The sequence below is a fragment of the Microlunatus sp. M237 genome, assembly GCF_056896895.1.
In genome coordinates this window covers 337,546-364,461 of the sequence record NZ_JBXHBL010000001.1, presented here as the reverse complement: position 1 = coordinate 364,461, position 26,916 = coordinate 337,546, and the positions used below count along the sequence as shown (strand labels likewise).

Below are 26,916 nucleotides of genomic sequence, written 5' to 3'. Positions count from 1 at the left end.
GCGCCCGACTCGCGAGCGCCCGACGGGGAAAGTAGGTTCGTGCGATGAGGAAGTTCAAGCGCAAGAGTGGGGCGCTCGTCACCCATTTCGACCGCTACGAGGTCGAGCTGATGAGCTCCCTGGTGACCCAGCTGGTCGAGATGGTCTCCGACGGCGACCCGGCGTCGTACGCGACGCAGCCGGAGTCGAGTGACCCCTTCGAGCTGTGGGCGCGGGACCTGCAGGTGGACCCCGACGAGCCGGAGACGTCGGAGGACCCGGTGCTGCAGCGGCTCTTCCCCAACGCCTATCCGCACGACCCGGCCGGGTCTTCGGACTTCCGCCGCTACACCGAGCGTGACCTGCGGGCCACCAAGATCGCCGAGGCACAGGTTGTGCTGTCCCGACTGGCCGAGACCGGACAGGGAGCCCGCGACGTCAGGATCCCGCTGGACGAGGCGGACGCCTGGCTGCGGACGCTGACCAGCGTGCGGCTGGCCGTGGCCACCCGGCTGGGTATCACCGACGCCGAGACCGCCGACGAGCTCGCCGAGCTTCCCGAGGACGATCCGCGGGCGTTCATGCTGAGTGTCTACGACTGGCTGGGATTCGCACAGGAGACCATGCTCAGCGCACTCTGAGCGCCGCGCTGGTGGCGGTGCGGACCGGTGGCCGGGGCCGGGCCCGGGTCTCAGACTCCGAGAGGGGGTACGAAATCGCGGCGCAGCCCACCTACTGTGGCGCCGTGCTGAGGATCTCCCGCGCTCATCTCGACGCCATGGTGGCCCATGCCCGCGCCGACCACCCGGACGAGGCGTGCGGTGTCATCGTCGGCCCGGCGGGCTCCGACGACCCGGTGCGGTTCGTGGCCATGACCAACGCCGACCGGTCGCCGACCTTCTTCCGGTTCGAGCCCACCGAGCAATTGCGGCTCTATCGGGAGATGGACGACGCCGACGAGGAGATCGTCGTGATCTACCACTCGCACACCGCTACCGAGGCCTATCCGTCGCGGACCGACATCGCCTACGCGGCCGAGCCGCAGGCCCACTACGTCCTCGTCTCCACGGCCGAGACCGGCTCGGACGACGGCCCGGTCGAGATCCGGTCCTACCGCATCCTCGACGGTGCGGTGACGGAGGAGGAGATCGAGATCCGGGAATAGCCGGGCCGCGGGCCTGGTTGACCGGACAGACCCCCGACGCCGGGGGTGGCACCACTGACTGACATCCGCTGCGCCGGATCGGCGCACCGAACCGAGGAGAAGCATGGCCGTCGAAGTGAGGATCCCCACGATCCTGCGTACCTACACCGCAGGCGAGAAGGTCGTCTCAGGCGACGGCAGCACCCTGCTGCAGGTGATCGACGACGTCGAGGCCCGCCACCCCGGTCTGAAGGCCCGCCTGGTCGAGGCCGACGGTCTGCGTCGCTTCGTCAACGTCTACGTCAACGACGAGGACGTCCGCTTCACCGGTGGCCTGGGTGCCCCGACCGCCGACGGTGACGTCGTCGTGGTGCTGCCCGCCGTCGCCGGCGGCTGAGCGTCACCCGCCGATGGTGCGGTACGCCTCGCTGGCCGACTCGGTCGGCCACACCCCGTTGATCGGTCTGCCCGCGCTGTCGCCGAGTGACTCGGTCCGGCTGTGGGCCAAGCTGGAGGACCGGAACCCGACCGGCTCGATCAAGGACCGGGCTGCGCTCAACATGATCGCCGCCGCCGAGGCGGACGGGACGCTGCGGCCCGGAGCGACGATCCTCGAGCCGACCAGCGGCAACACCGGCATCTCGCTGGCGATGGCCGCCAAGCTGCGCGGCTATCGGCTGATCTGTGTGATGCCGGAGAACACCTCGGTGGAGCGCCGCCAGATCCTGCACATGTGGGGCGCGGAGATCGTCTCGTCGCCGGCTGCTGGCGGGTCGAACGAGGCGGTCGCGGTGGCCAAGAAGCTGGCCGCCGAGCATCCGGACTGGGTGATGCTCTACCAGTACGGCAACCCGGCCAACGCCGAGGCGCACTATCTGAGCACCGGTCCCGAGATCCATGCGGACCTGCCGGAGGTGACCCACGTGGTCGCCGGTCTCGGCACCACCGGCACCTTGATGGGCATCGGTCGCTACTTCGCCGAGCACAAGCCCGAGGTGAAGATCGTCGCCGCCGAGCCCCGCTACGGGGAGGTGGTCTACGGGCTGCGCAATATCGACGAGGGCTTCGTCCCCGAGCTGTACGACGCGTCGCTGGTCACCTCCCGGTTCTCCGTCGGCTCCCGCGACGCCATCCGCCGGGTCCGTGAGCTGCTGGACCGGGAAGGGATCTTCGCCGGCCTGTCGTCCGGGGCCATCGTGCACGCCGCACTGGCTCAGGCGGCCCGGGCCGTCAAGGCGGGTGAGCGGGCCGACATCGTCTTGATCATCTGCGACGCGGGCTGGAAGTATCTGTCCACCGGCGCCTATGACAGCGACATCGACGCCGCCGAGGACGTCCTGGACGGCCAGGTCTGGGCCTGATCGCCGCCCCCGCCGGACCCGGCCGACCGCGGTGTCGCGGCGCCGGGCTACCCGCGGGGCGCGTACGCTGGCTCCCCGTGGGACAGCACAGGAGTCGGGACGCCGAGGCGCCGATCGGGATCTTCGACTCCGGGTTCGGCGGACTGACCGTCGCCCGTGCGGTGATGGACCAGCTGCCCAACGAGGACGTCATCTATCTCGGCGACACCGCCCGCGCCCCGTATGGCGACCAGTCGATCCCCGACGTCCGCGAGTACGCCCTGGAGTGCCTGGACCACCTGGTGTCGCTGGGGGTCAAGCTGCTCGTCATCGCCTGCAACTCCGCCAGTGCCGCCGTGCTGCGCGACGCCCGCGAGCGCTATGACGTCGAGGTGATCGAGGTCATCTTCCCGGCCGCGCGCCGGGCGGCCGCCGCCACCCGCACCGGCAAGGTGGGGGTCATCTGCACCACCGCCACCGCCACCTCCCGCGCCTATGACGATGCGTTCACCGCCGCACCCCAGATCGACCTGCTGACCGTGGCCTGCCCGCCCTTCGTGCCGTTCGTCGAGGCGGGCATCACCGGCGGGCCGGAGCTGCTGGCCTGCGCCGAGGACTACCTGGCACCGCTGCGCACCGAGGGGATCGACACCTTGATCCTCGGCTGCACCCACTACCCGCTGCTGACCGGGGTGATCTCCTACGTCCTCGGCGACGGCGTGAGCCTGGTCTCCAGCGCCGACGAGTGCGCCAAGGATGTCTACGCCGCGCTGACCCGCTCCGGACTGAGCCATGACCGGCCACGGGCCGCCCGGCACCGGTTCCTGACCACCGGCAGCCCGGAGGCGTTCGAGGGCGTCGGCCGGCGGCTGATGGGTCCGCTGGTGTCCGGCGTCGAACAGTTCGCCGTCCCGGGGGTCCCCGCGGTCGATGCCGTACGGGTCGGTGGCGGGCCCCGATGACCGCTCAGATCGCCTAGGAGGAAGTCGTCATGCAACTCACCGTCGTCGGGTGCAGCGGGTCGGTGTCCGGACCCGAGTCAGCAGCATCGTGCTATCTGGTCCAGGCCGCGTTCGAGGGGCGGACGTACTCCCTGCTGCTCGACCTGGGTCCGGGCGCCGTGGGTGCGCTCTACCGCTATCTGGACCCGAGCGAGGTCGACGCCGTGGCGCTGAGCCACCTGCACCCCGACCACTGCCTGGACGCCTGCGGCTTCTTCGTCACCGCCCGCTACTCGCCGCGGCCGTTCTCCCACACCACCTTCTGGGGGCCGGCCGGCACGGCGCAGCGGCTCGCCCGGGCCTACGACGTCGCCGTCCCCGAGGGCGGCCGACCCGAGGCGGGACCCGGCATCGCTGAGCACTTCGACTACCACACCTGGCAGCCGTCCCAGCGGATCGGCCCGTTCGAGGTGCGCACGGCCCGTGTCGCCCATCCGGTCGAGGCGTACGCGATCCGGGTCACCGACACCGGTCCCGGTGGTGGCTCGCTGGTCTACTCCGGCGACACCGGACCGTGCGACGCCCTGGTCGAGCTGTCCGAGGGCGCCGACCTGCTGCTGGTCGAGTCGGCGTACACCGACGCCAAGGTCAACCCGAGCGGCGTCCACCTGACCGGCTCCCAGGCGGCCGCCGCCGGCCAGCTGGCCGGGGTGGGTGCCGTGCTGTTGACCCACATCCCGCCGTGGCACGACCCGGAGGTGGTCCGGGCCGAGGCGCTGCCGCACTTCGACGGGCCGGTGATGCTGGCCGAACCCGGGGGAGAGTGGACGATCGGTGCTCGCTGAGGACTCGGGGACCCTCGTCGTTCGGCGATGTCGGCGACGGTCACTAGGGTTGACGCCGTGACCACAACTGCAGACGACACGACCAGAGCCGACGGACGCGCTCCCGACCAGCTGCGCGAGGTGCGCTTCACCCGCGGCTGGCTGGAGCAGGCGGAGGGCTCGGTGCTGGTCGAGTACGGCTCCACCCGGGTGCTGGTCGCGGCCAGCGTCACCCCCGGCGTGCCCCGCTGGCGCAAGGGCTCCGGTCTCGGCTGGGTGACCAGCGAGTACGCGATGCTGCCCCGAGCCACCAACACCCGCAACGACCGCGAGTCGATCAAGGGCCGGGTCGGCGGGCGTACCCACGAGATCAGCCGGCTGATCGGTCGCAGCCTGCGCGCCATCATCGACTACAAGGCGCTCGGCGAGAACACCATCGTGCTGGACTGCGACGTGCTGCAGGCCGACGGCGGCACCCGGACCGCCTCCATCACCGGGGCGTACGTCGCCTTGCACGACGCCGTCGAGTGGCTGCGACAGCGCAACCTGCTCACCGGCGAGCCGCTGACCAACTCGGTGGCCGCCATCTCCGTCGGCGTGGTCGGCAACGTGCCGATGCTGGACCTGGCCTACACCGAGGACTCGTCGGCCGATACCGACATGAATGTGGTGATGAGCGGCACCGGCGACTTCATCGAGGTGCAGGGCACCGCCGAGGGTGTCCCGTTCGACCGGGCCACGCTGGACCAGCTGCTCGACCTCGGCGTGGCGGGCTGCGCCGAGCTGACCCGGCTGCAGGCTGCAGCCCTCGCCTCGTCGTGAGGCGGGTGGTCCTGGCCACCGGCAACGCCAAGAAGCTGGCGGAGCTGCGCCGGATCGTGGCCGAGGCGCAAGCGGGATCCCGTGCGCAGAGCGCAGACCCGGACGACCCCGTGCAGGTCCTCGGCCTGGCCGACGTCACGCCCTACCCGGAGCCGGCGGAGACCGAGCGCTCCTTCGCCGGCAACGCGCTGCTCAAGGCCCGGGCCTGCGTCGCGGCCACCGGTCTGCCGGCCCTGGCCGACGACTCCGGCCTGGTGGTGGACGTGCTGAACGGCATGCCGGGCGTACGGTCCGCGCGGTGGTCCGGCCCGGACGCCGACGACGACGCCAACAACGAGCTGCTGCTGCGGCAGCTGCACGACGTACCCGAGGCCGAGCGGACCGCGGCCTTCGTCTGCGCCATGGCCCTGGTGCTGCCGGACGGGGCTGAGCATGTCTGTCTCGGCGAGATGAGCGGGCATCTGCTGACTGCTCCGCGGGGGCACAATGGCTTCGGCTACGACCCGCTGTTCGTGGCCGACGGCCAGGCTGTCAGCACGGCAGAGATGTCAGCGGCGGACAAGGATCGGATCAGCCACCGCGGCCAGGCGGTCCGGGCCATCGTTCCGGTGCTGCTCGACGAGCTGACCCGGTGGGCCGAGCACCCCTCGACGCAGGAGGAACGCGCGTGAAGACCTATCTCGACCTGCTGGACCACGTGTTGACGACTGGCGTCCGCAAGGGTGACCGCACCGGCACCGGCACCCTGAGTACGTTCGGCTACCAGATGCGGTTCGACCTGTCGGCCGGCTTCCCGCTGTTGACCACCAAGAAGGTGCACACCCGCTCGGTGATCGCCGAGCTGCTCTGGTTCCTCCGCGGCTCGACCAACGTCGAGTGGCTGCACGAGCAGAACGTGACCATCTGGGACGAGTGGGCCGACGAGCACGGCGAGCTGGGACCGATCTACGGCTATCAGTGGCGCTCCTGGCCCACCCCCGACGGGAGCCACCTCGACCAGATCGCCGCCGTGATCGACGCCATCCGGACCTCACCGGACTCGCGCCGGCACCTGGTCAGCGCCTGGAACGTCGCCGACCTGGACGCGATGGCGCTGCCGCCGTGCCACACCATGTTCCAGTTCTACGTGGCCGACGGCAAGTTGTCCTGCCAGCTCTACCAGCGCTCGGCCGACGTCTTCCTCGGCGTCCCGTTCAACATTGCCTCGTACGCCTTGCTGACCCATCTGGTGGCGCAGGTCTGTGGGCTGGGTGTCGGCGACTTCGTGCACACGCTCGGGGACGCCCACCTCTATCTCAACCACCTCGACCAGGCGCGCCTGCAGCTGCAACGCGAGCCGCGCCCGCTGCCGAGGCTGGTGCTCAACCCGGCCGTCACCACCATCGACGGGTTCTCGATGGCCGACATCTCGATCGAGGCCTACGACCCCCACCCGGGGATCAAAGCCCCGATCGCGGTCTGACCCGGTGAGTGGGTCACCGCCGAGGTTCATCGGCATCGCCGCGGTCGGCTCCAACAAGGTGATCGGAGCGGGCAACGACATCCCGTGGCGGATCAAGGAGGACTGGGCCCGCTACCGGGCGGTCACCATGGGTCACGTGATGGTGATGGGCCGCAAGACCTACGACTCCATCGGACGCCCGCTGCCCGGCCGGACCACCATCGTGGTCACCCGTGACCCGGACTGGGCGGTCGAGGGCGTGCTGGTCGCCGCCGACGTGGACACCGCCTTGGAGCTGGCGGCGCAGGTGGCCGGCGACAAGCCGGTGTTCGTCTGCGGCGGGGGAGAGATCTACCGTCAGGCGTGGTCCCGGCTGGACCGGCTGCTGGTCACCGAGGTCGACCTCGCGCCCGCGGGAGACGTCACCTTCCCCGACATCGACGACGCCGAATGGGAGCTGACCGTGGCCGAGCCGCGCGACGGTTTCGCGTTCTTGCAGTACGACCGACGCGCTGGAGTCTCGTCCGGCTGAGTGATCGCGGCGGCACGGATATCGTCGGTCCTCGGCTACTTGATCGCCGCTACCCGTCTCGAAGCCGCGCGCTCAGGTGCTGGATCCGGGCGATCCGGACGGGGTCGGCGAGCACGTCCAGCCTGACGATCCGGTCGTCCCTGATCCCGAAGGCCATCAGCGAGACCACCTCGCCGTCGACGATCGCCGCTACTCCGGGATCACCGTCGATGCGGATGGCGATCGAGCGCAGCGCGAGGCGGCCGGCGAATCGCGCGTTCTCGGCGATCGTGCGGGCGCCCTTCAGCTCGTCGCGACGGCCACCGTAGTCGGCGCGCAGCACAGCGCCGTCGTCGAGCAGTCTCAGGATGGCCTGCACGTCGCCGTCGCGGACCGCCGCGAGCCAGGCCTGAACCAGGAGTCGCTCGCGGCGAGGGTCGCGGGGCGCGACGGACGGCTTCTGACGCACGCGTCGACGCGCCCGGGAAGCGAGCTGCCGCGCTGCGTCCGGGGAGCGGCCCGTCAGCCGGGCGATCTCGGCGAAGGTCACGCCGAGGACGTCGTGGAGCATGAACGCGACGCGTTCCGCCGGAGAGAGCGCGTCGAGCACCACGGCCAGGGCGATGCTGATCTGATCTGTCCGCTCGACTTCGTCCGCTGGGTCGCCGTCCGCGCTTGGACTGGTCGACCATTCGGAGACGGTCCAGGCGCGCTCGCGGGTGCGTCGCGCCGACCGCAACACGTCGAGGCTGAGCCGCGAGACGACGGTGGTCAGCCAGGCATCGACGTTCTCCAGCTGTTCGCTGTCGACACTGGTCAATCGCAGCCAGGCGTGCTGCACCACGTCCTCGGCGTCCGCCCGCGAGCCGATCAGCTGTTGGGCGACGGCGATGAGCCTCGGACGTTGCGCGGCGAAATGCGTCGCCAGGATCCGTTGGTCGGCCATGTCACATCTTCCTTACTCGTCCGTCAAGAAGGTAGCGGGGAACTGCCCCGGATCTGACAGGAGAACAACATGAGCGATCGTGGGAGTCGGCCGATCCTGGTGACAGGTGGCACGGGCAATATCGGCAGCCGGGTCGTCCGGATGCTGAGGGCGGAGGGCGAGACCGTGCGGGTTCTCAGCCGCAGCGGCGGCGTCGACTCTGCAGGTGTCAGCCACGTGCTCGGCGACGTCGTGACTGGCTCGGGGCTGGCTGCAGCGTTGCGCGACGTCGAGCGAGTCGTGCATCTCGCCGGGGGCGCCAAGGGTGACGACGTCGCAGCCCACCACCTTGCCCGGGCGGCGAGAGCGGCAGACCTTCGCCTTCTCGTGCTGGTGTCGGTGATCGGCGCTGATCGGATGCCGATCGGCTATTTCCGTGCGAAGGCGGCAGCGGAGGAGGCCATCACCCGCTCCGGTGTGCCGTACAGCCTTCTGCGGGCAGCGCAGGTGCATGACTTCGTCCACCTGACCGTCGGCGCCATGGCAAAGCTGCCGATCGTCCCGGCGCCCGGTGGGCTGCGCTTCGAGCCGGTCAGCGCCGAGGAGGTCGCCCGAGCGCTCACCGAGCTGATCGTGGCCGAACCGGCGGGCCGGGTTGCCGACCTCGCCGGTCCGGAGGTGCTGGGTATCGAGGAGATCGTGCGGCCGCTGCTGAAGCTCCGTGGCCAACGTCGACCCTTCGGGCGGCTGCGGATCCCCGGTGCCGTGGGTCGCGCCTACCGTGCTGGCGACAATCTCGCGGCCGGAGGGAGTCTGCGTGGTACGCAGACCTGGGTGCGCTATCTCGCGGGGTGTGCCGAGACGGGGGTCAAGCTCTGACCGGTGCCCCTACGGCAGCAGCTGATGGTCGTGAGCCCGCCCCGCGGCTTGTTCGATCACGTGCCGGAGAAGGGACTCGAACCCTCACGCCCGTAGGCACAGGAACCTAAATCCTGCGTGTCTACCAATTCCACCACTCCGGCGACACTGACACCGCGCCGCACAGATCGGATCGCTCCGGGCTGAGGCGCGGAATGATCGTAGCGCTGCCCGGGCGCCGCTCAGACCGCCAGCGTGCGCAACAGCTTGGCCACGTGGCCGGTCGCCTTGACGTTGTATTGCGCCAGCGCCACGGTGCCGACCCCCGACTCGTCCACGTCGATCACGAAGGTGGACCGGATGACGCCTTGCACCAGCTTCCCGTAGAGCATCTTCTCGCCGAAGGCCGCGTACGCCGTCAGGACGGTCTTGTCCGGATCCGACAGCAGGGGGAAGCTCACCGTCTCCCGGGCGGCGAACGCCGCCAGCTTGTCCACCGAGTCCGGTGAGATCCCGAGCACCCGCAGCCCGGCGGCCGACAGATGGTCGACGGCGGCGGTGAAGTCGACGGCCTGGGTGGTGCAGCCGGGCGTCATGGCGGCGGGATAGAAGTAGACGATGACGCGCTGACCGGCGAAGTCAGACAGCGACACCGGGTTGCCCGCGGAGTCGAGAAGGGTGAACGCGGGGGCCTGGTCGCCCACGGCGAGACGAGAACTCATGGGCGCAACACTAGCCGTCGGCGCCGGTTCGCTGCCCCGTCCCCGGCGGTGCTGCGGCCACCGCTGGACGCGACCGCAGGGCTCTGCAATACGCTGTTCCACCAGACGTCTCCCCGTCCGGGGCGGATCTTCGAGGAGCGAACCGTGGCAAACAGCCCAGCTAAGCGGCCGGCACGTACGCAGGCCCAGATCGAGAACGACATGGCCGCGGCACGTGCCCGCCTGACGTTCTCCATCGAGTCGCTCATCGACCAGGTGCACCCGACCCGGGTCAAGCAGCGCACGATCGGCGAGTTCAAGTCCCGGCTGAACGACGAGACGAGCCGGCTCAAAGCGCAGGTGATCGACGGCAACGGCGAGCTGCGCAAGGACCGGGTGGGCATCATCGCCGGTGCGGCGGCCGGCTTCGTGGCCTTCGTCCTGCTCGTTCGCAAGCTCAGCGCCCGGCGGAAGTAGCGTGGCCGAGCCCCGGTCCGAAGACGGCCGGACGACCCGAGACGACGGCCCGCTTCCCATCCGGATGCTGCACGACCGGGTGCTGGTCAGCACCGAGGGCGAGAGCGGTGAGCGCCGCAGTGGCGGCGGCATCCTCATCCCGGCGACAGTGAGCATGGGCCGACGCCTGGCCTGGGCGCGGGTCGTCGCCATCGGCGCCAACGTGCGCAGCGTGAAGCTCGACGACCGGGTCCTGTTCGACCCTCAGGAGCGGGCCGAGGTCGAGGTGCGCGGCAAGGACTACGTCCTGATCCGCGAGCGGGACCTCCATGCGGTCGCCACCGAGCGGCTTTCCGAGGGGCATACCGGTCTCTACCTGTGAAGACGCGCCGCAGTAAATTTTGCGGCCGATCGTGCCTTACTGAACCCTTTCAGTGGTCAGGGGTCTATAACGAAAGCAGAAGTTGGCCTGCCCCCGGTTGCCAAACCGTGGTCGTGCGGCCTTAGTGTGACTCGAGTGGCACCAAGAGTTCGGTGTCCTCGACAACGAAGTGAGGGATACATGTTTTTCGCACGATCGATGCGCCGCAGTTTTGTGGTCGCAGCATCTTTGACGGCTCTGCTCGGCGCCGCTGCCTGTGGCGGCGGCGGCGACTCAGCCTCGCCCGGAGGCAACGAGTCCTCGGCACCGGCTGCTGATTTCTCACAGAAGGGTCCGATCACCTTCGTCACCGGCAAGGACAACTCCGGCTACCTGCAGACCGAGGTGGACGCCTGGAACGCAGAGCACCCGGACGAGAAGGTCACCATCACCGAGCTGCCCGACAACGCGGACCAGCAGCGCGCGGCGATGATCCAGAACGCCCAGATCAAGTCCGACAAGTACACCGTCCTCAACGTGGACGTCGTCTGGACCGCCGAGTTCGCCGCCAACGGCTACATCGACGAGCTGCCGGCCGGAACGGTCTCCACCGAGGGCATGCTCCCGGCCACGATCGACAGCGGGACGTACTTCAACAAGCTGTACGCGCTCCCGGTCACCTCTGACGGCGGAATGCTCTACTACCGCAGCGACCTGCTCAAGGCCGCCGGACTGGAACCGCCCAAGACCTGGGCGGAGATGGTGGACGCCTGCACGAAGATCAAGGGCATGCCCGGCAACGAGAAGCTGGAGTGCTACGCCGGCCAGTACAACAAGTACGAAGGCCTGACGGTGAACTTCGCCGAGGCCGTCGACTCCGCCGGCGGCTCCATCATGGGGGAGGACGGCAAGCCGACCGTCAACTCCGAGGAGGCGAAGACCGGCCTGAACTTCCTGGTGGACTCCTTCAAGGACGGCGTCATCCCCAAGGCCGCCATCACCTGGCAGGAGGAGCAGGGCCGCCAGGCGTTCCAGGACGGCAAGCTGATCTTCCACCGCAACTGGCCCTACATCTACGCGCTCGCTGAGAAGGACGACGGCTCCTCCGATGTTGTCGGCAAGTTCTCGGTGGCGCCGCTGCCCGGACTGTCGGGTCAGGGCGTGTCGAGCCTGGGCGGTCACAACTACGCCATCAGCAAGTTCGCCAAGAACAAGGGCACGGCCATCGAGTTCATGAAGTTCATGGCCTCGGAGGAGGAGCAGAAGAAGCGCCTGCAGAACACCTCCAACGCTCCAACCCTGGAGTCGCTCTACTCCGATCCCGAGCTGACCAAGGAATACCCGTACCTGCCTACGCTGCTTGCCTCGATCCAGACGGCCAAGCCCCGCCCCAAGGCGGTCAAGTACGGTGACGTCACGCTGGCCATCCAGGATGCCGCCTATGGCGCCCTCCAAGGCACTATCAGCACTGACGAGGCACTGAACGGGCTGCAGACCAAGCTCGAGGCCCTCACCCAGTAAAGATCCGCACGTTCACCTGATTCCAGCGCAGCCGGACCGGCTGCGCTGGAATCGTGCATCGAGGAGGTAGCAGTGGCAACTGCAACAGTGGAGAAGCGGGCAGCGGCACCGCCTCCCGAGCGAAAGCGGAAGAAGAACGCACTCAGCGACGGCCAGGGTCGACTGGCCGCCCTACTCATCTCACCGACCCTGCTCGTCATCGGCGTCGTCGTCGGCATCCCGATCCTGCTGTCGATCCGGGAGGCGTTCTTCGCCACCACCGGCGGCATCGACCCACAGACGGGTCTGGTCGACAACACCGAGAAGTTCGTCGGACTCGGCAACTTCGCGGCCATCTTCGAAGGCCAAAGCCCGGTCAATGGCAACTACGGGACCATGGACCGGTTCTGGAATGCCTTCATCAACACCAGCCTGTTCACCGTCATCTGCGTGGTCATCGAGACGGTGCTCGGCGTGGCCATGGCGCTGATCATGTCCAAGGCCTTCCGGGGCCGTGGTGTCGTCCGGGCCGGCATCCTCGTCCCGTGGGCCATCCCCACCATCGTGTCGGCGCTGATGTGGAAGCTCATCTTCGACGCCGACGGCGTCATGAACCGCATCATCGGAACCCAGGTGCTGTGGCTGGCCGACGGTCAGCAGGCCTTCTGGGCCGTCGTCATCGCCGACGTCTGGAAGACGGCTCCGTTCATCGGTCTGCTCACCCTGGCCGGGCTCCAGACCATCCCCGCGGAGGTGTACGAGGCGGCGAAGGTCGACGGGGCCAGCGCCATCCAGCAGTTCTTCCGGATCACCTTGCCGATGGTCAAACCGACGTTGGTCGTCGCGGTCCTGTTCCGGACCCTCGACACGATGAGGATGTTCGACCTGCCCTACGGCATGGTCGGGTTCGGCAAGTATTCGGTCGAGACGTTGACGATGTTCGCCTACGTCGAGGCCGACCAGACCCGGTACGGCTCCGCGGCGGCGTACTCGATCATCTTGTTCCTCTACATCGTCTTGGTGGCCTACCTGTTCGTGAAGCTGCTCGGGGCCGACGTGGTCGGGGACAGTGCACCGCCGAGCAAGAAGAAGAAGGGCCGTGCCGACCGCAGAGCGATCGACCTGGCCGCCGTCGAAGCAGCGGGAGGGCAGCACTGATGAGCTCCGCAGTCGTGGACCGGCCGGAGGCCGGTCTGGGTAAGGACGACGTCAAGCGCCTGGCCAAGCCGAAGCGGCGGCCCAAGGCCGTCCTCGGCATGGTGGCTGCCTATCTCGGCATGGCGCTCATCGTCATCTACTGCATCATCCCGTTCTACTGGATGGTGGTCTCGTCGCTCCGGCTGCCCACCGAGGGCCGGAGCACCGAGTTCCTCCCGTCACCTGCGTCGCTGCAGAACTACGTCGGGGTGTTCTCGGGGAACAACAACTTCGGCCGAGCCCTGATCAACTCGGTCGTGGTGTCCGGCACGGTCACCGTGCTGACGCTGCTGATCGGCATCGTCTGCTCGTATGCCCTGGCTCGGTTGAACTTCCGCGGCAAGGGCATCGTGTTGTCGATCATCATCGCCTGCTCGATGTTCCCCGGCATCACGTTGCTGATCCCGCTGCTGAAGATGTTCACCGGGTCGTACTCCTGGTTCCCGTTCGACTGGATCGACACCTACCAGGCGCTGATTGTGCCGTCGCTGTCCTTCGCACTGCCGTTGGCCGTGTGGAACCTGACAGCGTTCTTCCGGCAGCTGCCGGTGGAGCTCGAGCAGGCGGCCATGGTGGACGGCTGCACCCCGGGCCAGGCTTTCCGGAAGATCATCATTCCGCTGGCGGCACCCGGTGTCTTCACGACGGCGATCATCACCTTCATCGCCGCCTGGAACGAGTTCCTGATCGCACTGCGGTTCGGTCCGAACCTGCAGACCGCCACCGTCGCGATCAGCAAGTTCACCGGCACCACCGGGTTCGACACGCCGTACGGGACCATCATGGCGGCCGGCGTGATCGTGACTGTCCCGCTGCTGATCGCGGTGCTGATCTTCCAGCGGCGCATCGTCGCGGGTCTGACCGCCGGTGGGGTGAAGTAGTCCGTTCTGGCTTCACGTCCGCCGAAGAGTTCATCGGTCCTGGCCCGGTCGCAGCTGCGACCGGGCCAGTTCCATGTCCGAAGCCCGCTGCGGATGCGCGCCGTTGTGGATCCAGTCCGCTGTGCTCCGTCGCCCCGTTCCGCCCGGTCAGCGCTTGGTCTGCGACCCGGACTAGACCTTGGCGCTCTGGCGTCGCTCCTGCAGCCAGTGGACCCACTTGATCACCTGCTGCACGAGCAGTCCCATGCAGACCGCAAAGGCCACAGCGACCACCATGGCCCAGACCGGGTGGTTGGCGATCCGCCCGCCGACCGCGCCGATGGTGGCGTAGATCGCCGCCCACAGGGCGCAGGCCACCGTGTCGATGAGCATGAACCGGCGGACGGAGAATCGCGAGAGTCCCAGTGCCACGATCACCGGGGTCCGACCGCCAGGGATCAGCCGTCCGGTCACGATGGCCGTGAACGCATTGCGGGTCAGCGCTTGCTGCGCCTGGTCGACCCGGCCGGAGAACTTGCGTCGGGCGATCCACGGCCGCAGCTTGCGGGCTCCGAGCCGGGCCTCCATCAGCATCACGGTGTCGCCGAGCACCGAGAAGATCCAGGTGATGACGAAGATGATGCCCACGTTCAGCTTGGAGTGCGCCGCCACCGCGGCGGAGCCACTGACCATCTCGCCGGTGGGGACGAACGGCAGAGCGGAGCCCACGAGGACGGCGAGAGCGAGCAGCAGGTGGCCGCGGAGGTGATCCACGAGCCCACGCTACGCCTCAGGCCATGGATGCCAAGTCACGCAAGGTCACCGGATGGTCGAACGGGGTGCCGGCGGCGAGGTGTGCCACCTCGGCCACGGCCCAGTCCGCCATCAGGGTGATCTCGTTGCCGATGGATCCGGCGATGTGGGGGGTCACCATCACATTCGGCAGCGACATCAGCACGTCGTCGGCCGCCAGCGGCTCCGGGTCGGTGACGTCCAACACCGCTGAGATCCGCCCCGACGCGGTGTGGGCACGGAGCGCGTCGTGGTCGACCAGCACTCCACGGGCGGTGTTGATGAACGTTGCGCCGTCCGGCATCGCGCCCAGCTGGCGCTCGGCGATCATGCCGATGGTCGACGGCAGGATCGGTGCGTGCAGGGAGACCACCCGGCTCCGGGCCATCAGCTCGTCCAGCTCGACCAGCTCGGCCCCCAACGCCGCGGCCTCGGCAGCGCTCACGGTCGGATCAGCCAGCAGCACCCGGAAGGAATAGCTGCGGAGGCGCTCCAGCACCATCCGGCCGATCTTGGAGGCGCCGATGATGCCGACCACCAGGCCATGGTTGCCGGCACCCTGGGTCGCGGCTTTGGCGGCGTCCCAGCCCGCCGTTCGCAGCTGGTTCGCCGCGGTGAAGGCGTTCTTGCCGGACAGCAGGATCGCGGCCACCGTGTAGTCGGCCACCGGCCGGGCATTCGCCAGCGCCGCGGTGGTGACGGCGATGCCACGGTGCCAGCACTCCTGGTCGAGGTGTCCCTTGACAGTGCCCGCCGCGTGGGCCAGCAGCCGGAGCCGCGGAGCCGCGTCCAAGACGTCGGGGCTCACCCGTGGACAGCCCCAGCCGGTGATCAGCGCATCGACGCGGCCCAGCACCGCGCGGGCGTGCTCGGAGGTGAACTCGGTCAGCACGTCTGCGGTGGCCAGGTCCGCCACCTGGTGGAGCCGCGCCATGGTCGATGGGGTCACCAGCGAGTCCCGGAGCTGGTCGGAGGACATGGCGAAGGCCACCGAGGGGCGGAATGGGGTCGGGTCGTCTGGCACGTACATCTCCGTATCGCTGCGTCGCCGGTCCGGGCCCGGTCGAAACTACCAGCCGGGCCCGGATGGGCTCGCCCGGGCCCGCCAACCGGCCCTGCGGCGGCGCTGAGCCGGCGCTGAGGCGGCGTTGCTCCGCATCGCTCGCGGTGTTCTGCCTGGTCAGAGACCGATTGTGCAGCGGTCGACCCGGCTTAACACGGTCAGAACAATGCAGCACAGACGGTGTAACCCGAGCAGGTGAGGCTCAGGCCATCACCTAGCCAGGAGGCCTGCATGTATCGACTCCCCGACGTCGCCGCCGTACAGGACGCCGCCCAGCAGTTGGGCGTCTCGCTCACCGCCGAGGACGCAGCGGTCTACCGCCGCCACCTCGTCGACACGCTGGCCGACTTCGACGACTTCGTCCAGTCGCGTCCCCGCGAGCTGGAGCCGCCGCGCTACCCGGGCAGCCGGGGGCCCGGTTATCGGCCCAGCGTCGAGGAGGACAGCCATAACGCCTGGATGTGGAAGTGCCGGATCGAGGGCGAGCCGGACGGACTGCTGGCCGGCAAGACGGTCAGCTACAAAGACCATGTAGCCGTCGCCGGCATCCCACTCACCTTCGGCGCGTTCGCGATGGACGGGTTCGTCCCTGATTACGACGCCACCGTGGTCGACCGGGCGCTGGCGGCGGGCGCCACGGTCACCGGCAAGAACGTGATGAACGGCCTCGCCGGTGGGTTCGGGTTCGGGGGCGGCTTCGGCGACTACGGCCGGCCGCTCAACCCGCACAATCGCGACCACCTCACGGGTGGGTCGTCTTCAGGCTCGGCCGTGGCGCTGGTGCTGGGTGAGGTCGACATCTCCTTCGGCGGCGATCAGGGCGGCTCGATCCGCATCCCGGCGTCGTGGTCCGGCACGATCGGGCTGAAGCCGACCTTCGGGCTGGTCTCGCACTTCGGCATCGGCTTCGGCTCGGATCAGAGCATCGACTACACCGGCCCGATGACCATGACCGTCGCCGACTGCGCCCTGGCGCTGGAGGCCACGGCCGGCTACGACGGCCTGGATCCGCGGCAGGGTCGGGAGGTGCCCGAGCACTACGACGCCACCAGCAAGCTGGGGGAGTCCATTCAGGGCGTCCGGATCGGGGTGGTCGAGGAGGGCTTCCGCGGGGCCACGCCCGAGGTGGTCGACTCGGTGAACGCAGCCATCGAGGTGCTCGCCGGGCTCGGAGCCGTGGTGTCGAAGGTCTCCGTGCCCGAGCATCTCTCGGTCGGCACAGCCCAGCAGGCGCTCTCCGCCGAAGGCGCCCTGGCGCTACGTCAGACCGGCTTCTTCGGGATGTTCACCAAGACGTTCTATCCCGAATCCACCATCTCGGCCATCACCCGGCTGACCCAGCACCATGGCGACCTGTTGGACCCCCGGGCGTTCATGACCCATCTGGCCGGCGTCTTCGCCCGGCAGTACTACTCCGGCCGGGTCTACGCCAAGGCGCAGAACGTCCGCCCGGCCTACGTTCGGGCGTACGACACGGCGCTCGCCGAGGTGGACGTACTCGTGATGCCCACCACCGTCGGGCAGGCGCCCGAGTTCGAGCCGATCCCTGACCGGTTGGCGGCGCTCGACGCCTCGATCCGCGGATCGGTCACTTACAACGCGGTGGCGAACACTCGGCCCTTCAACTACACCGGCCACCCCTCGCTGGCCGTCCCGTGCGAGAAGCGCAACGGGCTGCCGGTCAGCATTCAGCTCACCGGGCGGATGTTCTCCGACGACCTGCTGCTGCAGGTCGCGCAGGCGTTCACCGACGCCGTGCCGTTCGCCGACTACACGGCCGTCGGTGCCTGAGGAAGCGCACACCTCCCAGCCGGGCGGGAGGTGGTCCGCGATGTTCCGCTCGCTGGGGGTCCCCAACTACCGGACGTACTTCTGGGGCGGGCTGATCAGCAACACCGGCGTCTGGATGCAGCGGACCGCACAGACCTGGGTCGTGGTGGAGCTGAGCGGCGCGAACGGGTTCGCCGTCGGTCTGGTGACCTTCTTGCAGTTCGTGCCGACGTTGCTGCTCAGCGTCTACGCCGGGGCGCTGGCCGACCGGTTCGCCAAGCACCGGTTCATGGTGGTGACGCAGTCGGCCATCGGTCTGGCCAGCCTCTTCCTCGCGCTGGCCGATGGGCTCGGCTTCTTGTCCTTGTCGATGGTGTACGTGGTGGCCGCCGTGATCGGGATGATCACAGCGTTCGACGTACCGGCGCGCCAAGCCTTCGCTTCGGAGCTGGTGGGATCGGCCCACGTGGTCAACGCCATCGGGCTCAACACGGCGTCGTTCAACGTGGCTCGGCTGCTCGGTCCGGTGGCGGCGGGACTGCTCATCTCCGGCTATGCGACCTGGCTCGTCTTCGCCATTCACGTCGTCACCGCCGTCGCCATCGTGGTGTCGCTGCTGCGGATCGACGAATCGGCCCTGCACCGCCCGCCGATGCTGCCACCCCAGCGCGGTCAGGTGCTCGGCGGGTTCCGGCACGTGGCGGCGTCGCCGCAGCTGGTGATCTTGATCGTGGTGGCCAGCCTGACCAGCGCCGTCGGCGCCAACAGTCTCCAGGTGGTCATCCCCCTGGTGGCCACCCAGACGTTCGGCGCGCACGCCGTCGGCTTCGGGCTGCTGACCTCCGCGCTGGCGGTGGGCGGGCTGGTCGGTGCCCTCGCCGCCAGCAGCACCTCTGGACTCCCTCGCCGACGGTGGGTGTTTCTGTCGGTGACCGGTCTCGGCCTGGCCCAGGTCGGTGCGTCGCTGATGCCGACGTTGGCCACCTTCGCCGCCGCTTTGGTGGTCTGCGGTGCGTTCTTCATGAGCGCCGTCGTGATGATCAACACGAGTGTGCAGCTCGGTGCCCGACCCGAGCTGCGCAGCCGGGTGATCGCGGTCTACATGATGTTCTTCATGGGCGGCGGTGCCCTGGGCTCCCCGGCACTGGGGGCGCTGTCTGACCAGATCGGGCCGATGCGCTCGGTCACCGTGGCGGGCGTGTTCAGCTTCACCGCCGGCCTGCTGTGCGGCCTCGCGGCGGTGGTCAGCGGGCGACTCGCCTCCCGCCGGGCCGCGCTTCAGCCCGCACCGCTGACCTCGCCGGCCACGGTCCGCAACGTAGTCAGTGATGATCTTCAAACTCGCGCTACATCGCTGTCCTCACAGCAATCCGTCCGTAACGCGACGAAACAGGACGCTAACGCCACGGCAACCCGTTGGAGACCTGCGGCGGTGGATCCACTGATAGCGTTCGAGCACGATCTGGATACGGGCCACGCCGTACAAGAGATCATTCCCCGCCGCCCACCCCACGCCGCTCGCAGCTCAGGCAGCGGTGCCGGCTGACCACGGCTTCCGCCTCGAGCCCGCCGTACATCGGCGGTTCCTCGATCGGTGGACCGGCTCCGGGCCGCCGCCTCGCCCCGCTCGTGCGAGCGGGAGGCAACCGCAGCTCTTCGCTGATCCTCACCTTCTGACCGCACCGCGGCGGTCGCCCTCATCCCCGCCGCGGCGGGCGCCACCGAAGGGAATCGTCCATGACCCTCACCACTGATCCGAAGCGAGCCGAGACTCCTTCAGGCCAGGCGACGACGCCGGCCCTCGAGGTGACCGACCTGGTGACCGAGTTCCGGAGCCGACGCGGCAATGTGACCGCCGTCGACAAGGTCTCGTTCACCGTCGCGCCGGGTTCGGTACTGGCGGTGATCGGTGAGTCGGGAAGCGGCAAGAGTGCCATGCTCCGTTCGCTGATCGGCATCAATCCGCCGACGACCCGGATCGAGGGCCGGATCCTGCTGCAGGGCCGCGACCTGCTGACCATGCCGCCCCGTGAGCGTCGGAAGACGCGCGGTCGCGACGTGTCGATGGTGTTCCAGGACCCACTCACGGCGCTCGACCCCGTCTACACCGTGGAGAAGCAGCTGACCGAGACCATTCGCAAGCACCACAGCGGTCTCAGCCGGGGCGAAGCGCGGGCCCGGGCGCTGCACCTGCTCGAGCTGGTCCAGATCCCGTCGCCGCAGGCGCGGCTTCGGGCGTACCCGTCCGAGCTCAGCGGTGGCATGCGGCAACGCGTGGTGATCGCGATGGCCATCGCCGGCACTCCGCAGGTGCTGCTGGCCGACGAACCCACCACCGCCCTGGATGTGACGGTGCAGGCCCGGATGATGCGGCTGTTCCGTCAGATCCAGGCGGAGATCAACATGGGCATGGTGGTGGTCACCCATGACCTTGGGGTCGCCGCCGAGCTCGCCGACGACATCGCGGTGATGTACGCCGGCCGGTTCGTCGAGTACGGGACCGCGGCCCAGGTCCTCACCCGTCCCACCCATCCCTACACCGAAGGGCTGATCGAGGCCAACGTTAGGGCCGGTCAAAGTCGACGGCCACGCGCCATCCCCGGTGCACCGCCCGCCCTGAACCGACTGCCACCGGGCTGCGCGTTCGCGCCCCGGTGCGGCTACGCGGTCGGTGCCTGCTGGACCGCACCGCCGCCGATCCACACCATCGAGCAGCACTGGAGCCGGTGCGTCCTGGCTCCGGGTGGGCTGCACCCGACTCTCGAAGGAATCCCCGCATGAACACGTCGTTGCTCTCCCGGCGCCGTCGGGCCCACCTCCCGACCCTCATCACCGCCCTGGCGCTCGCCCTGGCTCTGCTGCTGTCCGCCTGCGGTGGCGGCAGCACGGCCGCCGAACAGCCGTCGTCCGGGGGTGAGCTCCGGATCGCCATGTCGGCGGGCAACATCCCGTTCCCCTCGACGCCACCCAGCGAGGGCTATGAGGGCTACCGGTTCGTCGGCAACAACATCTACGACGGGTTGACCCGACTCAACCTCGACCAGGGTGACGCCCTGCCCACCCCACAGCCGGCGCTGGCCGACTCGTGGAAGATCTCCGCCGACCTCACCACCTGGACCTTCGCGCTGCACCCGGGAGTGAAGTTCCACGACGGCACCGACTTCAACGCCGATGCGGTCGTCTTCCAGCTGGAGCGGCTGCGCAACCCCGACTCGACCTACTACGACTCCACCTCGGCTGCGACGTCCGCCGCCGCGCTGCGGTTCGTCAAGAGCTGGAAGAAGGTCGACGACGCCACCGTGCAGATCACCACCGTGCAGCCGTACGCCTGGTTGCACTGGGATCTGCTCGGCGTCTACTTCCCCAGCCCGGCGGTGGTGAAGGAGTTCGGCAACGCCGACTACAACGCCCACGCCACCGGCACCGGACCGTTCGAGATGACCAAGTACGTCGACGGCGAGGTGATGGAGCTGACCCGCAACGAGAGCTACTGGCGCGGGCCGGCGAAGCTGGAGAAGATCGTGCTCTACCCGCAGCCGGAGGCCGCGTCGCGGTTGTCGATGCTGCAGTCCGGGGAGGTCAACTGGGCCGAGGTGCCGTCACCTGATGCCCTGGACCAGATCGAGGCGGACGGCTATCAGATCTTCCTGGGCAAGTATCCGCACGGGATCATGCCGCGGTTCAACATGTTCCGTGAGCCCTTCAAGGACAACCTGTTGCTGCGGCAGGCGCTCAACTACGCGTTGGACCGCGAGGGCACCGCCGCCTTGATCAACGACGTCGGCTACCCGGCCAAGCAGTGGGTCTACGAGGGGCACCCGGCGTACGCGGCCGACAACCCCGGCTACTCCTACGACGTCGACAAGGCGAAGAGTCTGCTCGCCGAGGCCGGCTACTCACCGGGGGAGCTGACGGTCAAGATCGGCTACACCACCGGGGGCTCCGGGAACATGTATCCCGACGTCATGATGCAGAAGCTGCAGGCTGACTTCGCCGCCATCGGGGTCAAGGTCACGTTGCAGCCGATGGAGTGGAACACGCTGATCGCCATCGGCCTCGACGGGCTCAACTCCGACAAGTGGAAGGACATCGACATCCTGTGGGCCTCGCCGGCCGCCGGGATGCTGCCCACCGGCTACAACACGACCTTCTTCTGCAAGCGGGCCGGCAACGCCTCCAACGCCGCCGGTTTGTGCGACCCGGTGATCGACAAGGCCCTGCTGGCCGCGAGCAAGCAGGCCGACGTGGCGGACCAGAACGCTCAGCTGCAGCAGATGATGGACCAGGCGGTCAGCCAGGCGTACTTCCTGTTCTGGATGCACGACCTGAACCTCCGGGTGATGTCGGAGTCGGTGAAGGGCTACGTCCATCCGCAGTCCTGGTGGGTCGACTTCACCAACATCACGGTGGAGGAGGAGTAGTCATGCTGCGTATCGCCATCCGCCGGATCGGCCTGGCCATCCCGATCCTGTTCGGTGTCTCCGTGATCGTCTTCCTGCTGATGACCGTCCTGCCCGGGTCGCCCGAGGCCGGTCTGGTGTCGGAGGACGCGACGCCGGCCGAGCGCGAAGCCATCCGCGACCGGCTGGGCCTCAACGACCCGCTGCCGGTGCGCTACGTCGAGTGGCTCGGCTCGGCCCTCCAGGGAGACCTGGGCTATTCCGCCCAGCGTCGACGCGACGTCGCCGACCTGCTGACCCAGGCCTGGGGCAACACCGCCATCCTGGCGATCGTCTCGGCGGTCTTCGGCATCGCGCTCGGGCTGTGGCTCGGCTATGTGGCGGGCACCCGGCGCGGCAAGCCGGTCGACCGGTTCGTCTCGGTGCTCAGCCTCTCCGGGCTCAGCATCCCGTCGTTCTTCTTGGCCATCGTGCTGCTCGGGATCTTCGCCGGCGGTCTGAAGCTGCTGCCCTCTGGTGGTGCCACCTTCGATGAGGGACTGCTCACCGCACTGCGAAGCCTGGTGCTTCCGGTCCTGTCCGGCTCGCTGATCACCATGGCGATCACCGCGCGGGTCACCCGGGCCGGCATCGTCGACGTTTTCGGTGCCGACTTCGTCGAGACGCTACGGGCCAAGGGACTGACCGAGTTCGAGGTCCGCAGGCACGTGCTCCGCAACGCCATCGCGCCGGTGCTCACCACCTCGGGGGTGCAGATCGGTGCGCTGCTCGGCGGCTCGGTGCTGGTCGAGACGATCTTCCGCTGGCCAGGGATGGGGCTGCTGGTCTTCAACGCCATCTCGGCGCGGGACCTGCTCGTGGTGCAGGGAGCCACGCTGGTCATCGCCATCACGTTCGTCATCGTCAACCTGATCGTGGACCTGGTCCAAGCGGCCCTGGACCCGCGCGTGAGAGGAGCCATGTCATGACCGAGGTGATCACGCCCCGGCTGGCCGGGGGATCCCCGAGCGCAGCCCCGACCGGTGCAGCGACCGAGCTGTCCAGGGTGCCCACCCTGCTGCCGCCGGGTTTCGGCGCGCTGACCACATTGCAGCAGCGCGGTGAAGCCGACGCGCTACGGGATGCGTGGAACGCCGCCGAGCAGACGCTGACGCCGCAGTCCTTCTGGCGAGAGACCGGCCGGCGGTTCGTCCGCAACCGGTCGGGCATGGTGGCGGCCGGGATCGTGGCTCTGCTGGTGCTGGCCGCGGTGCTCGCTCCGCTGCTGCCGCTGGCCGACCCGATCATCGGCTCGCCCCGGGAGCGACTGCGCAACCTCGGGTCGCCGGGTCATCCACTGGGCACCGACGAACAGGGTCGCGACATGCTCGCCCGGGTCCTCTATGGCGGCCGGCTGTCGTTGCTGGCCGGGTTCGTGCCGACGCTGGGAGCGGCGCTGATCGGGACGGTGATCGGCGTGACGTCGGGGATGGTGCGTGGCGTCGTCGGCACGGTCCTGATGCGGACGATGGATATGCTCTACGCCTTCCCGGCCATCTTGTTGGCCATCGCCGTCGGTGCGTCACTGGGACCGGGGCTGACGAACACGATCATCGCCGTCACCATCGTGTTCATCCCCCCGGTGGCTCGGGTGGCCGAATCCGCCACCCGCCGGGTGGTGGTCCAGGAGTTCGTCGAGGCGGCGAAGCTCAGCGGCGCCAGCCGGCTACGGATCGCCCGAACCCAGGTGCTGCCGAACGTACTCAACGACATCATCGTCTACGCGTCCGGCCTGGTCGGGGTGGCGATGATCATCGCGGCCAGCCTCAGCTTCCTCGGCCTCGGCTCGCCGCCGCCGGCACCGGAGTGGGGCTACATGCTCAACAGCCTGCGGGGTGCCCTCACCGCGACCCCGCTGGTGACCATGGTGCCGGGCTTCTTCATCTTCTTGACATCGGTGGCCTTCAACCTGGCCAGCGATGCCCTGCGCGAGGCGATGGACAGCCGGCTATGACCACGACCACACCAGGAGATCGCAGCATGACCGAGCAGCCAGTGCCCGACGCAGCCAGCGCCACAGACACCGCAACCCGCGGGGTGACGCTGCCGGAACGCCCACTGCTGGAGCTGATCGACATCTCGAAGGAGTTCAACGTCAAGAGTGGCGGACGACGCGCCAAGCTGTCGGCCGTCGACCGGGTCTCGCTCCAGGTCCGCGAAGGCCGAACGCTGGGCATCGTGGGGGAGTCCGGCTGCGGCAAGTCCACCCTGGCCCGGGTGATCGTCGGGCTGCACCCGGCGACCCGGGGGGAGATGATCTTCGGCGGCCAGCAGATCCGTACCCGGGGCAAGCGGCCGCACGAGGTCGTCGAGCAGATGCAGATGGTCTTCCAGGACCCCTCGTCGGCCTTGAACCCGCGGGCGAGTGTGGCCGAGTCGATCGCCTTCCCGTTGCAGGTGCAGGGTCAGCCGAAGGAGACCATCGAGGCTCGGGTGCGGCAGGTGATCGCCGACGTCGGGTTGCCCGCCAGCTATGCCGGCAGCTATCCGCACCAGCTCAGCGGCGGGCAGCGGCAACGGGTGAACATCGCCCGCGCCCTGGCGCTGCAGCCACGGCTGGTGGTGCTCGACGAGGCGGTATCGGCTTTGGACAAATCGATCCAGGCCCAGGTGCTCAACCTGCTGACCGACCTGCAACGTGACTACCAGCTGACGTACGTCTTCATCAGCCACGACCTCAACGTCGTCGAGTACATCAGCGACGACGTGGCGGTGATGTATCTCGGCCAGGTGGTGGAGACCAGCAGCGCGTCGGCGCTGTATGACAAGCCGCTGCATCCGTACACCCAGCTGCTGCTGTCGTCCATTCCATCCCTCGACCCCGCCGACAGCACCCGGGACACCCCGCTGGACAACGGCGACGGCGACATCCCCAGTCCGATCGACCCACCGAGCGGCTGCCGGTTCCGCACCCGATGTCCGTTCGCGATGGACGTCTGCGCTGCGGTGGCGCCCGTCCCGGTCGAAGCCGAGAAGGACCATTTGGTGGCCTGCCACCTCTATCCCCAGCCGAAGTCGGCGCTGGCGCAGCTTCCTGCGCCGGCCTGAACCCCGTCCCGACCACCCCGTCCCGACCACCCCATCGCGACCACCCCATCCCGACCAGCACGTCCCACCCAGGAGGATCCATGTCCACCCTCGACTCCGAGGCGATCGTCGCCAGTCTGCTGGCCGCCGCCGACCTCACCGTCTCCGAGGCCGAACAGGCCACCTTCGTCCGCGACTACCCGCTCATCCGGGGTGCGGCGGACGCCTTGTATCTGCCCGACCTGGAGGCCTTCGAGCCGGCCGTCCGCTACGACCCCACCGTCTACTACGGCTCCTGAGCCCACCACCCGGAAGGAATCCCGCTATGACCACCCCTGAGATCCTCACCATCCGCGACGCCGCTGCAGCGCTGCGCGACCAGACCACCACGTCGGTGGCGCTCACCACCGAGATCCTGGAGCGCGCGGTGGCGCTCAACCCGGCGCTGGGCGCCTACGTGGTGATCACCGCCGAGGCTGCGCTGGAGCAGGCCGCCGAGGCTGATGCGGCGTTCGCTGCCGGTCGCGACACCTCGCCGCTGCAAGGCATCCCGCTGGCGATCAAGGACATCATCGCCATGAAGGGCGCCCCGACGACAGCCAACAGCCGGGTGCTCGACCCCGACTGGGGCAAGGACACCGACGCACCTGTGGTGGCTCGGCTGCGCGCCGCCGGCTCGGTCTTCGTCGGCAAGTCGACCACCAGCGAGTTCGCCCTCGGACTGCCCGACGCCAGCAAAGGGTTCCCGGTGCCGCGCAACCCCTGGAACGTCGACCACAGTCCCGCCGGGTCCAGCTCGGGCACCGGCATCGCCGTGGCGGCCGGACTGGCCCTCGGCGGCCTCGGCACCGACACCGGCGGTTCGGTCCGCGGACCGGCCTGCATGAACGGCCACACAGGTCTGAAGGTCACCTTCGGACGGGTGCCCAAGAGTGGGGTGGTCCCGCTCGGGTTCAGCCTCGACAGCATCGGGCCGATGGCGCGGAGTGCGTACGACTGCGCCCTGCTGCTGGAGGTGATGGCGGGCTATGACGCCTCCGATCCCAACGCGGCGCAGGTCGAGGTGCCGGCGTATTCGACGTTCCTGGACGGGGACATCTCCGGGCTGAAGATCGGCCTGCCGGTGCCGTACTTCTTCGACCATGACCAGCTGCACCCCGAGCAGCGGGACTCGGTGCTGACCGCGGTGAAGCAGCTGACCGGGCTGGGTGCCGTCTCGGAGGAGATGTCGCTGCCGTACCCGGAGCTGGCCAAGGACGCCAACATGCTGATCCTGGTGGCGGAGGCCTATGCCTACCACCGCAACAACCTGGTGAACCGGTGGAGCGACTACGGCGAGTTCACCCGCCCCGCACTGGCCCGCGGGGCGTTCTACTCCGCCGCGGACTACGCCCAGGCGAGTCGGTTCCGCACCATGTTCTCCCAGGCGGTGGCCAAGGCCTTCGAGACCTACGACGTACTCATCACGCCCTCGTCGCCGACGCCGGCCGAGGTCGCGGCGGAGCTCACCCCGAGCAAGCGGCTGAGCGTGCCGAGCTACACCGGCCACTGGAACCTGACCGGGCTGCCCGCGGTGGCCATCCCCACCGGCTTCAGCTCCACCGGCCTGCCGCTGTCCATGCAGGTGATCGGCAAGCCGTTCGCCGAGGCCACCGTGCTGAAGGTGGCCGATGCTCTGCAGCGGATCACCGACTGGCACCTGCAGGCGCCACCGGTCGAGGCGCTCTACGCCACCGCCGCCTGAGCCCACCCTGCCCATCTCAGAGAGGAACCCGATGTACACCGACGAGGAAGCACTCGCGCTGATCCTGGACCGCGCGCTGATCACGCCGCTGGCCGACGACCAGGCCGCCATGCTCAAGGCCTACCGCACCGCCCACGACCAGGTCGAGCAGCTCTACGCCGTGGCTGAGGCGCGCTACGAGGAGCCGGCCCTCATCTTCGCGGCTCGGGGATGAGGCCCGC

At 68.8% G+C, this 26,916-nt stretch carries 30 protein-coding genes and 1 tRNA gene; 26 read left to right on the top strand and 5 right to left on the bottom strand.

Annotation, left to right across the window (positions count from 1 at the left end):
* Positions 1 to 44: 44 nt before the first annotated feature.
* The 10 genes from AC1XX3_RS01730 to AC1XX3_RS01685 all read left to right on the top strand — a co-directional run bounded on the left by AC1XX3_RS01730 (position 45) and on the right by AC1XX3_RS01685 (position 7,023).
* Entirely contained in the window at positions 45 to 620 is a 576-nt protein-coding gene (locus AC1XX3_RS01730; protein ID WP_483319345.1) for a DUF2017 domain-containing protein, read from the top strand.
* Between the two features lie 104 nt (positions 621 to 724).
* Positions 725 to 1,144, top strand: coding sequence for a M67 family metallopeptidase (locus AC1XX3_RS01725; RefSeq protein WP_483319344.1), 420 nt, complete (start codon positions 725 to 727; stop codon positions 1,142 to 1,144).
* Between the two features lie 103 nt (positions 1,145 to 1,247).
* The gene (locus AC1XX3_RS01720; protein ID WP_483319343.1) at positions 1,248 to 1,520 is read left to right on the top strand and encodes a MoaD/ThiS family protein; all 273 of its coding nucleotides are present in this window, start codon (positions 1,248 to 1,250) and stop codon (positions 1,518 to 1,520) included.
* A 16-nt stretch (positions 1,521 to 1,536) separates the two neighbouring features.
* Positions 1,537 to 2,484, top strand: coding sequence for a PLP-dependent cysteine synthase family protein (locus tag AC1XX3_RS01715; RefSeq protein WP_483320196.1), 948 nt, complete (start codon positions 1,537 to 1,539; stop codon positions 2,482 to 2,484).
* Positions 2,485 to 2,561: 77 nt separating this feature from the next.
* The gene (gene murI, locus AC1XX3_RS01710) at positions 2,562 to 3,425 is read left to right on the top strand and encodes a glutamate racemase (protein WP_483319342.1); all 864 of its coding nucleotides are present in this window, start codon (positions 2,562 to 2,564) and stop codon (positions 3,423 to 3,425) included.
* Between the two features lie 29 nt (positions 3,426 to 3,454).
* Entirely contained in the window at positions 3,455 to 4,249 is a 795-nt protein-coding gene (locus AC1XX3_RS01705) for an MBL fold metallo-hydrolase (protein WP_483319341.1), read from the top strand.
* Positions 4,250 to 4,306: 57 nt separating this feature from the next.
* Complete coding sequence (rph, locus tag AC1XX3_RS01700; protein ID WP_483319340.1) at positions 4,307 to 5,050, top strand: ribonuclease PH; 744 nt, start codon at positions 4,307 to 4,309, stop codon at positions 5,048 to 5,050.
* Entirely contained in the window at positions 5,047 to 5,721 is a 675-nt protein-coding gene (gene rdgB, locus AC1XX3_RS01695; protein WP_483319339.1) for an RdgB/HAM1 family non-canonical purine NTP pyrophosphatase, read from the top strand. The genes rph and rdgB overlap by 4 nt, the downstream gene beginning before the upstream one ends.
* Positions 5,718 to 6,512, top strand: coding sequence for a thymidylate synthase (locus tag AC1XX3_RS01690; protein WP_483319338.1), 795 nt, complete (start codon positions 5,718 to 5,720; stop codon positions 6,510 to 6,512). Before rdgB ends, AC1XX3_RS01690 begins: the two co-directional genes overlap by 4 nt.
* 4 nt (positions 6,513 to 6,516) lie before the next feature.
* The gene (locus AC1XX3_RS01685) at positions 6,517 to 7,023 is read left to right on the top strand and encodes a dihydrofolate reductase (RefSeq protein WP_483319337.1); all 507 of its coding nucleotides are present in this window, start codon (positions 6,517 to 6,519) and stop codon (positions 7,021 to 7,023) included.
* Positions 7,024 to 7,072: 49 nt separating this feature from the next.
* On the opposite strand, the gene AC1XX3_RS01680 is transcribed toward AC1XX3_RS01685, so the two are convergent.
* Complete coding sequence (locus AC1XX3_RS01680) at positions 7,073 to 7,948, bottom strand: sigma-70 family RNA polymerase sigma factor (protein WP_483319336.1); 876 nt, start codon at positions 7,946 to 7,948, stop codon at positions 7,073 to 7,075.
* Between the two features lie 69 nt (positions 7,949 to 8,017).
* On the opposite strand from AC1XX3_RS01680, the gene AC1XX3_RS01675 reads away from it, so the two are divergent.
* Positions 8,018 to 8,806 (top strand): SDR family oxidoreductase, encoded by a 789-nt coding sequence (locus AC1XX3_RS01675; RefSeq protein ID WP_483319335.1) that lies wholly within the window; start codon positions 8,018 to 8,020, stop codon positions 8,804 to 8,806.
* Between the two features lie 61 nt (positions 8,807 to 8,867).
* Here the strand turns inward: AC1XX3_RS01675 and AC1XX3_RS01670 are convergent.
* Both AC1XX3_RS01670 and bcp read right to left on the bottom strand, forming a co-directional pair.
* Positions 8,868 to 8,949 (bottom strand) — tRNA-Leu (locus AC1XX3_RS01670).
* A gap of 78 nt (positions 8,950 to 9,027) precedes the next feature.
* Positions 9,028 to 9,507, bottom strand: a complete 480-nt coding sequence (gene bcp / locus AC1XX3_RS01665; protein ID WP_483319334.1) for a thioredoxin-dependent thiol peroxidase — start codon at positions 9,505 to 9,507, stop codon at positions 9,028 to 9,030.
* Between the two features lie 144 nt (positions 9,508 to 9,651).
* Here bcp and AC1XX3_RS01660 point away from each other — a divergent pair, with 144 nt between their 5' ends.
* The 5 genes from AC1XX3_RS01660 to AC1XX3_RS01640 all read left to right on the top strand — a co-directional run bounded on the left by AC1XX3_RS01660 (position 9,652) and on the right by AC1XX3_RS01640 (position 13,881).
* On the top strand, positions 9,652 to 9,963 hold the full coding sequence (locus AC1XX3_RS01660; RefSeq protein ID WP_483319333.1) for a DUF3618 domain-containing protein: 312 nt from the start codon (positions 9,652 to 9,654) through the stop codon (positions 9,961 to 9,963).
* 64 nt (positions 9,964 to 10,027) lie between these two features.
* Entirely contained in the window at positions 10,028 to 10,324 is a 297-nt protein-coding gene (locus AC1XX3_RS01655; RefSeq protein WP_483320195.1) for a GroES family chaperonin, read from the top strand.
* Positions 10,325 to 10,504: 180 nt separating this feature from the next.
* The gene (locus tag AC1XX3_RS01650) at positions 10,505 to 11,824 is read left to right on the top strand and encodes an ABC transporter substrate-binding protein (RefSeq protein ID WP_483319332.1); all 1,320 of its coding nucleotides are present in this window, start codon (positions 10,505 to 10,507) and stop codon (positions 11,822 to 11,824) included.
* A 162-nt stretch (positions 11,825 to 11,986) separates the two neighbouring features.
* Positions 11,987 to 12,961, top strand: a complete 975-nt coding sequence (locus AC1XX3_RS01645; protein ID WP_483320194.1) for a carbohydrate ABC transporter permease — start codon at positions 11,987 to 11,989, stop codon at positions 12,959 to 12,961.
* A gap of 98 nt (positions 12,962 to 13,059) precedes the next feature.
* On the top strand, positions 13,060 to 13,881 hold the full coding sequence (locus AC1XX3_RS01640) for a carbohydrate ABC transporter permease (RefSeq protein ID WP_483320193.1): 822 nt from the start codon (positions 13,060 to 13,062) through the stop codon (positions 13,879 to 13,881).
* A 171-nt stretch (positions 13,882 to 14,052) separates the two neighbouring features.
* Here AC1XX3_RS01640 and AC1XX3_RS01635 read toward each other — a convergent pair whose 3' ends face one another.
* Together AC1XX3_RS01635 and AC1XX3_RS01630 are read right to left on the bottom strand one after the other, a co-directional pair.
* Positions 14,053 to 14,634: a DedA family protein gene (locus AC1XX3_RS01635; RefSeq protein WP_483319331.1), complete on the bottom strand. Its 582-nt coding sequence runs from the start codon at positions 14,632 to 14,634 to the stop codon at positions 14,053 to 14,055.
* Positions 14,635 to 14,650: 16 nt separating this feature from the next.
* Positions 14,651 to 15,676, bottom strand: coding sequence for a hydroxyacid dehydrogenase (locus AC1XX3_RS01630; protein WP_483319330.1), 1,026 nt, complete (start codon positions 15,674 to 15,676; stop codon positions 14,651 to 14,653).
* A 270-nt stretch (positions 15,677 to 15,946) separates the two neighbouring features.
* Between AC1XX3_RS01630 and AC1XX3_RS01625 the strand changes: the two genes are divergently transcribed.
* From AC1XX3_RS01625 to AC1XX3_RS01580, 10 genes are all read left to right on the top strand, one after another.
* Positions 15,947 to 17,506 (top strand): amidase family protein, encoded by a 1,560-nt coding sequence (locus tag AC1XX3_RS01625; RefSeq protein ID WP_483319329.1) that lies wholly within the window; start codon positions 15,947 to 15,949, stop codon positions 17,504 to 17,506.
* Between the two features lie 40 nt (positions 17,507 to 17,546).
* The gene (locus tag AC1XX3_RS01620; protein ID WP_483319328.1) at positions 17,547 to 19,031 is read left to right on the top strand and encodes an MFS transporter; all 1,485 of its coding nucleotides are present in this window, start codon (positions 17,547 to 17,549) and stop codon (positions 19,029 to 19,031) included.
* Between the two features lie 191 nt (positions 19,032 to 19,222).
* On the top strand, positions 19,223 to 20,266 hold the full coding sequence (locus AC1XX3_RS01615; RefSeq protein WP_483319327.1) for an ABC transporter ATP-binding protein: 1,044 nt from the start codon (positions 19,223 to 19,225) through the stop codon (positions 20,264 to 20,266).
* The gene (locus AC1XX3_RS01610) at positions 20,263 to 21,906 is read left to right on the top strand and encodes an ABC transporter substrate-binding protein (protein WP_483319326.1); all 1,644 of its coding nucleotides are present in this window, start codon (positions 20,263 to 20,265) and stop codon (positions 21,904 to 21,906) included. The genes AC1XX3_RS01615 and AC1XX3_RS01610 overlap by 4 nt, the downstream gene beginning before the upstream one ends.
* 2 nt (positions 21,907 to 21,908) lie before the next feature.
* Positions 21,909 to 22,853, top strand: a complete 945-nt coding sequence (locus AC1XX3_RS01605) for an ABC transporter permease (protein WP_483319325.1) — start codon at positions 21,909 to 21,911, stop codon at positions 22,851 to 22,853.
* Positions 22,850 to 23,878, top strand: coding sequence for an ABC transporter permease (locus AC1XX3_RS01600; protein ID WP_483319324.1), 1,029 nt, complete (start codon positions 22,850 to 22,852; stop codon positions 23,876 to 23,878). Before AC1XX3_RS01605 ends, AC1XX3_RS01600 begins: the two co-directional genes overlap by 4 nt.
* Positions 23,879 to 23,904: 26 nt before the next feature.
* Positions 23,905 to 24,972 carry an ABC transporter ATP-binding protein gene (locus AC1XX3_RS01595; protein ID WP_483319323.1) on the top strand — a complete coding sequence of 356 codons (1,068 nt, stop codon included), beginning with the start codon at positions 23,905 to 23,907 and terminating at the stop codon, positions 24,970 to 24,972.
* Between the two features lie 80 nt (positions 24,973 to 25,052).
* Positions 25,053 to 25,250, top strand: coding sequence for a hypothetical protein (locus AC1XX3_RS01590; RefSeq protein ID WP_483319322.1), 198 nt, complete (start codon positions 25,053 to 25,055; stop codon positions 25,248 to 25,250).
* A gap of 26 nt (positions 25,251 to 25,276) precedes the next feature.
* A complete protein-coding gene (locus tag AC1XX3_RS01585) occupies positions 25,277 to 26,695 on the top strand; it encodes an amidase (protein ID WP_483319321.1) in 1,419 nt (472 codons plus the stop codon).
* Between the two features lie 31 nt (positions 26,696 to 26,726).
* Positions 26,727 to 26,909 carry a hypothetical protein gene (locus AC1XX3_RS01580; protein ID WP_483319320.1) on the top strand — a complete coding sequence of 61 codons (183 nt, stop codon included), beginning with the start codon at positions 26,727 to 26,729 and terminating at the stop codon, positions 26,907 to 26,909.
* The last annotated feature ends 7 nt before the right edge of the window (positions 26,910 to 26,916 follow it).